Source organism: Streptomyces sp. Isolate_45 (genome assembly GCF_024721315.2).
Classification (GTDB): Bacteria; Actinomycetota; Actinomycetes; order Streptomycetales; family Streptomycetaceae; genus Streptomyces.
In genome coordinates, this window is sequence record NZ_JANFAK020000003.1 from 132,562 (window position 1) to 143,621 (window position 11,060).

The following is an 11,060-nucleotide window of genomic DNA, read 5'->3' on the forward strand; positions in this document are numbered from 1 at the left end:
GTGTGGGCGGATCGTCGCGGGACTACGTTCGGTCGGTATGACGTCCATATCAGGCGACCGGGGATCCGGTCCCACCCGCCGCGCCCTGTTCCTAGCCGGCGCCGGAGCGGCGCTCGCCGCGGGCTGCGCCCCCGCGGGTACGTCCGGCGCGTCCGCGCCCGTCCTGCGCGCCACCCCCTCACCGAGCACGAGCGCGTCCGCCTCCGCCGCCGGGGCCGACATGACCCCCGGTGTGATGACGCTGTTCAAGGACCCCGCGTACAACTTCAACGGCCTCCTCGCGCTCGGTGGCTCCGGCGCCGGCTCCGCCGAGGTCGGCGAGGTCCTCACCGCGGTGAACACGATCAACCGGGCGGGCCTCTCCGCGCAGACGTACGTCGAGACCTTCCGCAAGCTCGGCGACCGACTCCTGCAGGCGCCACCGGGCGCACCGGCCGACGACCAGACCAAGCGGTTCCGGGCGCTGCGCGCCGCCCAGTACTACGGCCAGGCGCTGTTCTTCGTCCTGGGTTCCGACGATCCGGGCAGCGAGGAGCAGCTGTACCGGTCGGGGCGCAAGGCCTGGGACACCTTCTGCGACCTGTGCGAACCCGCCCCGGTGAAGGCCACCGTCCCGTACGGGACGACGCCGATGCCGGTGTGGTTCTTCCGCCCCGACACGTCGAACACGCCCCGCCCCACCGTGATCCTCACCAACGGCAGCGACGGCCAGAACGTCGACATGTGGACCTACGGCGTCCCCGCCGCACTGGAACGCGGATGGAACGCGCTCGTCTACGACGGTCCGGGGCAGGGACAGCTCCTCTTCGTCGACCAGGTGGTGTTCACCCCCACCTGGGAGAAGGTCGTCAGCCCCCTCATCGACTGGTTGTCCGCCCGCCCCGACGTGGACACCGCCAGGATCGCCCTGACGGGCCTGAGCATGGCAGGGGACCTCGCGCCGCGGGCCGCGGCCTTCGAGGACCGCCTCGCCGCACTGGTGGCGATGCCGGGCTGCGTCGAGCCGTGGCTGGGCTTCCCGCCCGAGATCCGGCAGATCCTCACTCCGAACAAGGAGGAGACGAACGACATCTGGAACAAGGAGGTCGTCCCCGAACTCCCTCCGGACGCGGCCGCCGTCATGAAGAAGCGGTTCGAACCCTTCTCCATCCCGGCGATGCTCGACGCCCGCCGGGGCAAGCTGTTCACCGACTTCTACACCCCCGCCACCCGCATCCAGGCGCTCGCCATCACCTCCGTCGTCAGCCGCATCAAGGCACCCACCCTGGTGCTGGACTACGACGGCGAGCAGTTCTACCCGGGCCAGCCACGCCAGTTGTACGACAAGCTCACGTCTCCCAAGGACTACGTGAAGCTGACCGCGGCCCAGGGCGCCCAACTCCACTGCTCTCCCATGGCCCCGCAACTCCACTGCGAGGTCGTCTTCGACTGGCTCCAGGAAACGATGACGGGACGCTGACCCGACGGGCCACCGGCGCCGTGCCCCCGGGCCGGCCCGACCGGCTGTCGCGGTGAGGCGGTGTCGGCGAAGCCCCCTCACCCGTCGTCGTCGGCCGCGCGGCGCACGCCGCGCCGGCGCAGCGCGGTGACGGTCAGGACGAGCACGACCGCCGCGCCGTACGCGGTGTTGCTCACCGTCGCCCGGTAGCCGAACTCCGGGGCGAGGACGTACACGGCGGCGCCCGCGAACGCGAAGCCCAGCCACTCCCAGCGCCCGTCCAGCACCACCAGGGCGACCAGGAGCAGGGCGTACCAGGAGTAGCCGGGAGTCAACAGCGCGAAGGCCCAACCGGTGACGAGGAGGGCCCCGCTCCACGGCCGGCGCGGGTCTCCGCGCCACATCACGTACAGGCAAACGGCCGCCAGGACGGCCAGGAGCACGGGGAACGCCCAGGCGTCCGGCAGCACCAGGCGCAGCAGCGAGTACCGGGAACCGGACTCGGGGTCCTGGTAGCCCTCCTCCTCCACGTAGCCGCCCAGGTAGCCGAAGACCGAGCCGTGCGAGACGAGGACGTACGGCAGGTAGGCCAGCGCCGTGAAGCCGGCAGCGGGAAGCAGGACGACAGCGGCGTCCCGAAAACGGCGCACCCCCGACAGGGCTCCCGGCAGGACGACGGCGGGCATCAGCTTGGTGGCCACGGCCGCGCCGAGGACCAGGCCCCCACCGGCCCGCCGGCCGAGCCCCCGGGCGGCGACGAGGCCGAGGCCGACCACCGCGAACAGCACTCCCAGGACGTCCACGTGCGCGTTGTTGACGGCCTCGACGGCCACCGCCGGACACCAGGCCCAGTAGGCGGCATCGCGCGGGTCACGGCCGCGCCGGCGCAGGACCGACAGGCAGGCACCCGTCACCCCGAGGGAGATCAGGGCGCCGCCGATCTGGAGCGGCTTGTACCGCGAGCCCTCGGGCGCGAGCCGGTCGACCGTCAGGAAGTAGACCTCGGCGACGGGAGGATAGATGGTGTGGACGGCCGGCCTGTTGATCCGGGTGCAATGGCGCACACCGCCCGTGTGGGGGACCGGCGCCAGGTCGCGGCGGGCACAGGTCGTCCCCGTGGGGAACAGCCACGGGTCGCGCAGCCGCGCGAGCGCCGGGGCCTGCGGGGTGTGGTCGTACGGGGAGATCCCCGCGGACTGGACGCGACCGTCCCACGCGTAGCGGTACGAGTCCGTGCTGGTGCGGGGCGCCGCGACCAGGCCGGTCACGGCGACGGCGACCGCCCCGACGAGCAGCAGGGGCACGACGTGCCCGGCCGGTACCCGGCGCAGCGCGAGGAGAGCGAGGACGAACAGGCCCCAACAGACCCCGTACCGCCCCAACAGGCCGCCCGGATCCGTGAAGTAGCCGTCGTACCGGACGGTCAGGACGAGAGCCGCGACGAGAGCGGTGAGGGCGGCGGATGCGAGGACGGTGCGCGGGTTCACCTGCGCAAGCGTTCCAGCAAGCGGCCCTCCCACGGTCCGCGACGCCCGCGACGTCCGCGTTCCGTAAGGTGTCGCGGCAGCCCGCGGACCGGCGGGCTCACTCACCGCCGTCGCCCTGCCCCCGCTGCGGCGCCCCGGCGCCCCGGCGAACGCGACGGTGCTCCCCGTGACGAGGGGGGGATCCCGCCCCGGCCCTTCCGCAACGGCGGGGAGGACGGACGGGGGCCGGCCCACGGGGCCGGTCCGCCGCCCGACGGCTCAGTGACGCAGGTGCACGAAGTGTCGGCCCGCGGCCTGCCAGCTCACCGACGGAGTCCAGCCGGCGGCCTCGGCCTCAGCGCACAGGGCGCGGGTGCCGAGCCGGGCCCACCAGAACGGCGATCCGTGACCGCCGCCCCCGTCCTCCACGTGCACCTCGACGCGTTCGTCCACCTCGGCGGGCGCCACCTCGACCAGCAAGGACCCCTCGGGCGCCGCCAGAGCGGCGGTACGGCGCAACAGCCGGCCGGGGTCGCCGCCGATGCCGATGTTGCCGTCGATGAGCAGCACCGTGTCCCAGCGCCCCTCGCTCGGCAGCGGGTCGAAGACCGAACGGCACAGGGCGCTGCCGCCCGCGCGCACGGTCCGCGACACCGCCTCCGGCGTCACGTCCACCCCCAGCGCCGGGCGCCCCAGCCGGGCGAGCGCGGCGACGAGCCGGCCCGGACCGCAGCCGACGTCCAGCACCGACCCGCTACAGCGGGCCAACACCGTGTCGTCGGCCTCGTCCGCGTCCGCGCACCAGCGCTCGACCTCCAACGGGAGCAGCCGGCCGTCCCCGCGGCGCAGGTAGAGCGGGCCGCGGCCGGCCCGCAGCGCTTCGGCGTACGGTTCGGCCCGCCAGCTGCGGCCGGCCGGTTCGGTCAGCCGGGCGGTCACCGGTTCACCCCGCGGAGCTCGCCGTAGAGGCGCGCGAAGCGGGATCCCGGAGCCGTCGCCGCGACCCGCGCCGCATCGGCCGGGGTGTCCACGTCGCACAGCTCGGGCAGGTCCCGTACGGCGAGTCCGGCCCCGGTCAGACGCCGCCGCTGCACCTCGCCGGTGTCCGGTACGGACATCGGGACCCCGCGCAGCAGCGCCGGATCCGGGGCTGCCAGGCCGAGGGCCCAGAAGCCGCCGTCGTCCGCCGGTCCGAACCAGGCGTCCGCCGAGGAGAAGTCCAGTCCCCGCCGGAGGTGGTCGGCAGTGACCTGCGGGGTGTCCATGCCGACGAGCAGGGCGGGGCCGTCCGTCAACGCGAAGGCGGCGGCGAGCCGGGCGTCCAGCCCGCCCGCACACTGCGGGACGACCTCGATGCCGGCCGGGAGCCACGCTCCCGGTTGCCCGTCGAGGACCAGGACCCGGCGCCGGGCAGGCGTCGCCAGCACCGCCGCCAGGGTGTCCTCCAGTGCCGCACGCGCCAGATCGGCGGCCTCCTCCGGTGTGAAAGCCGTGGTCAGTCGGGTCTTGACGCGTCCAGGAACGGGAGCCTTGGCGATGACGAGGAGGGTGCTCACGCGGACACCCCCCGCACCGGCACGTCGCCGCCGACGGCCGGTTCGGCCAGCACCCGGCGCATGTCGCGCACGGCGTGCCAGGTACCCCGCCAGGTTCCCGTGACCTTCGACCTCCCGGCGCGCGGCAGGTACGGGACGTCCGTCTCGGCGATCCGCCAGCCCGCGTCGGCGGCCCGCACGACCATCTGGAGCGGGTATCCGCTGCGCCGGTCGGTCAGGTCCAGGCCGAGGAGGGCCTCGCGGCGGGCGACCCGCATCGGGCCGAGGTCGTGCAACCGCAGTCCGGTGCGGCGGCGCAGCAAGCGCGAGAGCGCCAGGTTGCCGGCGCGGGCGTGCGCCGGCCAGGCGCCGCGGCCCTGCGGGCGGCGCCGACCGAGCAGCAGGTCCACCTCACCGGCCGCGACCCGCGCGGCCATCGCGCCGAGCAGGCCGGGGTCCATGGAGGCGTCGCAGTCGCAGAAGCAGACCAGGTCGGCCCGGGCGGCCAGCAGTCCGGCGTGGCAGGCGGCGCCGAAACCGCGACGGTCCTCGTGCACGACGGTCGCCCCGAGGCCGCGGGCGATGTCCGCGGAACCGTCGGTCGATCCGTTGTCCACGACGATGGCCCGCCACCCGGCCGGCACGCGCGCCAACACCCAGGGAAGCGCCCGCGCCTCGTCGAGGCAGGGCAGTACGAGATCCGCGCGGGGCGGAACACAAGCAGAAGGAGTCACCCTCCACACCGTAGGAACCGGACAGCCGGTGAAGGGGTTTCAAGACCTTACGAAACGCGGACACCGCCTCGGACGGGCAGGGTCCGGGGACCGTCGAAGGCGGCACGGTGACACCCTGGAGGCATGGCACCGAGCAACGAACAGCGCACCGGGACGGACCGGATCACCGGCCCGGATCCCACCACGGGGGAGACGGGCGGCCTCGTCCTGGTCGTGGACGACGATCCGACCGTCTCGGAGGTGGTCACCGGCTACCTGGAACGCGCCGGTTTCACCGTGCTCCGGGCCGCCGACGGTCCGGCCGCGCTCGAAGCAGCCGACCGCCACCGCCCAGACCTGATCGTCCTCGACCTGATGCTGCCCGGCATGGACGGCTTGGAGGTCTGCCGCCGGCTGCGGGCCCGCGAACACGGAACACGTCCCGTCCCCGTGGTCATGCTCACCGCGCGGGGCGACGAGGACGACCGGATCCTGGGCCTGGAGGTCGGCGCCGACGACTACGTGACGAAACCCTTCAGCCCGCGCGAGCTCGTCCTGCGCGTACGGTCGGTCCTGCGCCGGGCGTCGGCCCACCGCGGTTCCTCCGACGCCGGGGCCGGCGGCCCCCTGCTCGCCGCGGCCGGTCTCACGATGGACCCGGCCGCGCGCCGGGTTGCCAAGAACGGATGCGAACTCGCCCTCACCCTGCGCGAGTTCGACCTCCTGGCCTATTTCCTGGGGCATCAGGGGCAGGTCTGTGACCGGGAACGGCTGATGCGAGAGGTGTGGGGTTGGGACTTCGGCGACCTGTCGACCGTCACCGTCCACGTCCGCCGGCTCCGCGGCAAGATCGAGGACGATCCGGCGAACCCCAAGCTGATCAAGACCGTCTGGGGCGCCGGCTACCGCTTCGAGACGGTCCCGGCGGCGGCGACCGGCGCGCCTTCCACCGCGCCTCCCACCGCCGGGGCGGAGCCCGCGGCCGGGTCCGCCGCGGTCCGGACGGAGGACGGCCATGCGTGACCTGCTGCTGATCGCCCTGTACGCCCTCCTCGGCGCCTGCGCCGTCGGTCTCCTCGGAGCGGCGGCCCTGCGCGTACTGCGCCGACGCAGCATCGCGGTCTCCCTGGCCGTCGTGGCGGCCGTCGCGGTCTCCGCGATGCTGGCCGGGACGCTCACCGTCGCCTGGGCGATGTTCCTCTCCTCCCACGACCTCGCCGTCGTGACCACCGTGGTGGCGATGGCCGCCGCCGTGTCACTGGCCACCGCCCTGCTCCTGGGCCGTCAGGTCGTACGGCGCTGCCGGGAACTCGTCCGAGCCGCCGGCGACTTCGGCGAGGCCGGGACCTTCACGGCCCCCACCGTGCCCGCTCCCGCCGAACTCGCCGCACTGAGCCGTGAGTTGGCGCTCACCAGTGAGCGGCTCGCCGCATCCCGCGAGCGGGAGCGCGCCCTGGAGACCTCGCGCCGCGAACTCGTCGCCTGGATCTCGCACGACCTGCGCACCCCCCTGGCCGGCCTGCGCGCCATGTCGGAGGCACTGGAGGACGGGATCGTCGCCGATCCGGCGCGCTACCACCGCCGGATGCGGGCCGAGGTGGAGCGGCTCAACTCCATGGTGACGGACCTGTTCGAACTGTCCCGCATCCACGCGGGCGCCCTGAACCTGACCCCGACCCGCCTGTCCCTCTACGACCTCGTGGGCGACGCGCTCGCGGGCGCCGACGCCCTCGCCCGCCAACACGGCGTTCACCTCGCCGGTGACGAGGTGGCCCCGATCCCGGTGGAGGTCGACGGCAAGGAGATGACCCGCGTCCTGTCCAACCTCCTAGTCAACGCCATCCGCCACACCCCGGCCGACGGTACGGTCGCCATCGCCGCCGAGCGCCGGGCCGGCGCGGTCGTGGTCTCGGTCACCGACGCCTGCGGAGGCATCCCCGAGGAGGACCTCCCGCGCGTGTTCGACACCGGATGGCGCGGTACTCCGGCCCGCACCCCGCCCTCCGGGGCGGGCCTGGGACTGGCGATCGTCCGGGGCATCGTCGAAGCGCACGCCGGGCACGCGGACGTCCGCAACGTTCCCGGCGGATGCCGCTTCGAACTCACCCTCCCGGCCCCCGTGTAGTACGGCCGGGAGGGCCGGTCGGGGCCCTCCCGGGCGTGGCCCCTCCCGGTCAGGGCCGCACGGGAGCCCCGGTTCCGGCGGCCAGTTCGGCCATCCCCGCCGCGAACGGCACCGACGCGCTCCAACCCAGTTCCCCGCGCAGGCGCGCCGAATCGGCCGTGATGTGGCGGACGTCCCCCAACCGGTACTCGCCCGTCACGACGGGAGCCGGTCCCGCGCACGCGGCGGCCAGCGCCGCGGCCATCTCCCCGACCGTGCGCGGCTCGCCGCTCCCCACGTTGTAGGCGGCGAAGCCGGGCCCGTCGTCCAGGGCGTCGAGGGCGACGGCGTTGGCCGACGCGACGTCCCGTACGTGGACGAAGTCGCGGCGCTGCCCGCCGTCCTCGAAGACGCGCGGCGCCTCGCCCCGGGCCAGCGCCGACCGGAACAGGGCGGCCACGCCCGCGTACGGGGTGTCGCGCGGCATCCCCGGCCCGTAGACGTTGTGGTAGCGCAGGGACACCACCCGTCCTCCGGTGGCCCGGGCCCAGGAGGACGCGAGGTGCTCCTGGGCGAGCTTCGTGGTCGCGTACACGTTCCTGGGGTCCATGGGGGCGTCCTCACCCACCAGGCCCGGGGCGAGGTCGGCGCCGCAGTCCGGGCAGCGCGGCTCGAACCGGCCGGCCGCGAGGTCCTCCTCGGCCCGCGGGCCGGGCCGCACGACCCCGTGCGCGGGGCACTCGTAGCGACCCTCCCCGTATACGACCATCGACCCGGCGAGCAACAGCCGCCGCACGCGCGCCCGCGCCATCGCGGAGAGCAGGACGGCCGTTCCGAGGTCGTTGACCGAAACGTAGTCGGGGGCGTCGGCGAAGTCCTTGCCCAGGCCGACCTTGGCCGCCTGGTGGCAGACCGCCCCCACCCCGCGCAGGGCTTCCCGTACCGCCTCCGGATCCCGTACGTCCCGTCCGTCGGACGCCAGGTCGAGGACCACGGGATCGTGGCCCCGGTCGGCCAGTTCCGCCACGATGTGCGAGCCGATGAAGCCCGCTCCGCCACTCACCAGTACACGCATGCTCCGACGCTATGCCGCGGGCGGGGGCCGCGGCGGGCCGACCGGCCGCGCGTCACGGATCCGTAAGGACTCCCGCGCGGACGGGGTCCGCCGGCACCTTCGCCGCGGCCCCGGTCAGCCCTCGGCGGCCGCGGCCCGGCGTGCTCCCGCATCGAGTACCGAGGCGGTGAAGTCCGCAAGCCGGCGCCGGAGTTCCTCACGCGGTACCGCCTTCTCGCCGGCCAGGTACGCGACGAGGTCGGCGCGGGTGGCGGCGAGGAGCGCGTGGGCGGTGAAGTCGCACGAGACCAGGCCGGGAACGCGCTCCAACAGGTCGCGGAGCAGCGCGTGCCACCGCTCGTAGTGTTCCATCCGGTAGGGGCTGTCGGCGCCCGTCGTCTCCAGGGCCAGCGCGAGGTGGCGGTTGTCGAGTTTGAGGCACAGGACGGCGTCGAGCAGGGCGGGTACGCGTTCCAGGGGCGGGGTCTGCGGACCCAGGGGCGCGGGCCCCGTCTCGACCGCTTCCCGGACCGGTTCGAGCCGTGCCTCGTAGAGCGCGCGGATCAGTCCGGTGCGGTCGCCGAAGGAGCGGAAGAGGGTCCCCTTGCCGACGCCGGCCGCCGCCGCGATGTCGGCCATCGTGACGTCCTCGGGGTTGTGGCAGTCGGTGAAGAGGGCGTCCGCGGCGGCGAAGATGGCCGCCCGGTTGCGGGCGGCGTCCTTGCGTGGCTTGCGTTCGGCAGTCATGGCGTTCCCTCGGAGTTGCGAAGCGGACCAGCGGTCCGTATCTTCGTGGAGAGAAGCGGACCGCTGGTCCGTATCGTACGGGACGGAGAGCCCCCATGCCCGGAACCACCTCGCCGACGGACCTGTACCGCCACGGTCTGCGCCTGCTGCTGAACAAGGACATCGCCGCCTGGGTCGCCCTGTGGTCCGAGCGCGGCGTCATGGAATTCCCCTTCGCCCCGCCGGGTTGGCCGGAGCGACTGGAGGGCCGGGAGGCCATCGCCGCCTACATGCGCGACTATCCCGACCACATCGACCTGCGGGACATAGCGGACCTGCGGATCCGTCGGACCGCCGAGCCCGCGACCATCGTGGTCGAAATGCGCGGCCTGGGGCGCGTGGTCGCGACCGGCGCCCCCTTCGACATGACCTACATCGCCGTCGTCACCGTCGAGGACGGCAGGTTCACCTCCTACCGCGACTACTGGAACCCCCTCGCCGTCCAAGAACCCGGCCTGGACTTCGCGGGGAGCGTCGCCCGATGACCCTCACCGGAACCACTTTGGTCATCGGCGCCACCGGCACCACCGGAAGCCGCACCGCGGCGCAACTGATCGCCGCCGGTCGGCGGGTCAGGGCCGCGAGTCGACGTGCCACCCCGCTCCCGGACACCGAACCGGTCCGCTTCGACTGGTACGACCCCGACTCCCACGGCCCGGCCCTCGCCGGAACAGACCGCCTCTACCTCGTCCCGCCCGTCGGAGACCCGGATCCGGCCGCCGTCATGCTGCCCTTCCTACGACAGGCACGCGCCGCCGGAGTCCGGCGGGCCGTGCTCCTCAGCTCCTCCGCCATCCCCGGCGGCGGGCCGGCCGTGGGCGAGGTGCACCAGGCCCTGCCCGGCCTCTTCGCCGAATGGGCGGTGCTGCGCCCCTCCTGGTTCATGCAGAACTTCACCGGCGCGCACGCCCACGCCGACAGCATCCGCGAGGACGGCGTCATCCTGACCGCCGCGGGGAGGGGCCGGGTCGGGTTCGTCGACGCCGACGACATCGCGGCCGTCGCCGTACGCGCCCTCACCGACGACCGCGCACCCAACACCGACCTGGTCCTCACCGGGCCGCGGGCGCTCGGGCACGACGAGATCGCGGCGGTCCTCACGGACGTCACCGGCCGCCCGGTCGTCCACCGCCACCTCACCCACGACGCCATGGTGGAGCGGCTGGCCGAGGCCATTCCCCGGGAGTTCGCCCTGATGCTGGCCGGGATGGACCGGGCCATCGCCGAGGGGGCCGAGGACCGCACCACCGACACCGTCCGACGCCTCACGGGCCGCCGCCCGAGCGACTTCCGGACGGTCGCCGAACGCGAGCTGTCCGTACGGAAGTCTTAGCGCCGGTCGGCGCCGCGGCCGCCCGGGCGGTCGACCGTGAACGGGGAAGGCGGCTCCCGGTCCGCGGGGGCGCGGACCGGAAACCGCCGGATCAGGGGTGGGTGGCCGTCAGGGACGGACCGGGGTCAGCAGGTGATCAGCTCCTTGAACTTCCAGTTGGTGCCCATGATCGGCTGGTCCCGCTGGAACGTCGCCTCCTGGCCGGGCTGGAGCTCGTAACAGTCGGGGGCCGGGTTCATCGTGTAGTTCCACGTCGGCGTGACCCGCTGCGGTGTCGTGCAGTTGTTCGTCATCCAGACGGTCACGATCCGGAAGAAGATGACCGCGCTCGTGGCCTTGACACAGCTCGGAGCGGGGGTCGCCGTTACCGCGGGGGCGGCCGGCGCGGGGGCCGCGTGGGCCTGACCGGCGCCCAACAGTGCCGTACCCACCAGGGCGGCCGCGGCGATGCCCGAAGCGAATTTGCGCATGTTCTCTTCCCATCCGTTCAGGGGTATGTGATTCGTTTTCACTGTCACGGAGGCGAACGCGCCGCTCAACGCTGGATCAGAGACTTCGAAGGCGCCGGGTCAGCCGCGTCCGCAGTGCCCGCAGGTACCGCGGCGGCGGAAGTAGTAGGCGAGGGCGGCCG

The 11,060-nt window shown here is 73.8% G+C and carries 12 protein-coding genes; 5 read left to right on the top strand and 7 right to left on the bottom strand.

Features of this window, described 5'->3' with window-relative positions:
• Nucleotides 1-37: 37 nt before the first annotated feature.
• On the top strand, nucleotides 38-1,459 hold the full coding sequence (locus NOD94_RS02270; protein ID WP_281203970.1) for an alpha/beta hydrolase: 1,422 nt from the start codon (nucleotides 38-40) through the stop codon (nucleotides 1,457-1,459).
• 77 nt (nucleotides 1,460-1,536) lie between these two features.
• Here the strand turns inward: NOD94_RS02270 and NOD94_RS02275 are convergent, their stop codons facing one another.
• The 4 genes from NOD94_RS02275 to NOD94_RS02290 form a co-directional block, all read right to left on the bottom strand.
• On the bottom strand, nucleotides 1,537-2,925 hold the full coding sequence (locus NOD94_RS02275) for a glycosyltransferase 87 family protein (protein ID WP_281203971.1): 1,389 nt from the start codon (nucleotides 2,923-2,925) through the stop codon (nucleotides 1,537-1,539).
• Nucleotides 2,926-3,183: 258 nt separating this feature from the next.
• Complete coding sequence (locus tag NOD94_RS02280; RefSeq protein ID WP_281203972.1) at nucleotides 3,184-3,843, bottom strand: methyltransferase domain-containing protein; 660 nt, start codon at nucleotides 3,841-3,843, stop codon at nucleotides 3,184-3,186.
• Nucleotides 3,840-4,460 (bottom strand): TIGR04282 family arsenosugar biosynthesis glycosyltransferase, encoded by a 621-nt coding sequence (locus tag NOD94_RS02285; protein ID WP_281203973.1) that lies wholly within the window; start codon nucleotides 4,458-4,460, stop codon nucleotides 3,840-3,842. The genes NOD94_RS02280 and NOD94_RS02285 overlap by 4 nt, the downstream gene beginning before the upstream one ends.
• Nucleotides 4,457-5,173 (bottom strand): glycosyltransferase family 2 protein, encoded by a 717-nt coding sequence (locus tag NOD94_RS02290; RefSeq protein ID WP_281203974.1) that lies wholly within the window; start codon nucleotides 5,171-5,173, stop codon nucleotides 4,457-4,459. The genes NOD94_RS02285 and NOD94_RS02290 overlap by 4 nt, the downstream gene beginning before the upstream one ends.
• A gap of 123 nt (nucleotides 5,174-5,296) precedes the next feature.
• Between NOD94_RS02290 and NOD94_RS02295 the strand changes: the two genes are divergently transcribed.
• Both NOD94_RS02295 and NOD94_RS02300 read left to right on the top strand, forming a co-directional pair.
• The gene (locus tag NOD94_RS02295) at nucleotides 5,297-6,175 is read left to right on the top strand and encodes a response regulator transcription factor (protein WP_281203975.1); all 879 of its coding nucleotides are present in this window, start codon (nucleotides 5,297-5,299) and stop codon (nucleotides 6,173-6,175) included.
• Nucleotides 6,168-7,277: a HAMP domain-containing sensor histidine kinase gene (locus NOD94_RS02300; RefSeq protein ID WP_281203977.1), complete on the top strand. Its 1,110-nt coding sequence runs from the start codon at nucleotides 6,168-6,170 to the stop codon at nucleotides 7,275-7,277. Before NOD94_RS02295 ends, NOD94_RS02300 begins: the two co-directional genes overlap by 8 nt.
• Nucleotides 7,278-7,326: 49 nt before the next feature.
• On the opposite strand, the gene NOD94_RS02305 is transcribed toward NOD94_RS02300, so the two are convergent.
• Together NOD94_RS02305 and NOD94_RS02310 are read right to left on the bottom strand one after the other, a co-directional pair.
• Nucleotides 7,327-8,331 (bottom strand): NAD-dependent epimerase/dehydratase family protein, encoded by a 1,005-nt coding sequence (locus NOD94_RS02305; protein WP_281203978.1) that lies wholly within the window; start codon nucleotides 8,329-8,331, stop codon nucleotides 7,327-7,329.
• Nucleotides 8,332-8,445: 114 nt separating this feature from the next.
• Entirely contained in the window at nucleotides 8,446-9,057 is a 612-nt protein-coding gene (locus NOD94_RS02310) for a TetR/AcrR family transcriptional regulator (RefSeq protein ID WP_281203979.1), read from the bottom strand.
• 95 nt (nucleotides 9,058-9,152) lie between these two features.
• Here NOD94_RS02310 and NOD94_RS02315 point away from each other — a divergent pair, with 95 nt between their 5' ends.
• Both NOD94_RS02315 and NOD94_RS02320 read left to right on the top strand, forming a co-directional pair.
• Nucleotides 9,153-9,581, top strand: coding sequence for a nuclear transport factor 2 family protein (locus tag NOD94_RS02315; protein WP_281203980.1), 429 nt, complete (start codon nucleotides 9,153-9,155; stop codon nucleotides 9,579-9,581).
• Nucleotides 9,578-10,429 carry an NAD(P)H-binding protein gene (locus NOD94_RS02320; RefSeq protein WP_281203981.1) on the top strand — a complete coding sequence of 284 codons (852 nt, stop codon included), beginning with the start codon at nucleotides 9,578-9,580 and terminating at the stop codon, nucleotides 10,427-10,429. The genes NOD94_RS02315 and NOD94_RS02320 overlap by 4 nt, the downstream gene beginning before the upstream one ends.
• Before the next feature lie 125 nt (nucleotides 10,430-10,554).
• On the opposite strand, the gene NOD94_RS02325 is transcribed toward NOD94_RS02320, so the two are convergent.
• Complete coding sequence (locus NOD94_RS02325) at nucleotides 10,555-10,899, bottom strand: hypothetical protein (RefSeq protein ID WP_281203982.1); 345 nt, start codon at nucleotides 10,897-10,899, stop codon at nucleotides 10,555-10,557.
• Nucleotides 10,900-11,060: the final 161 nt, after the last annotated feature.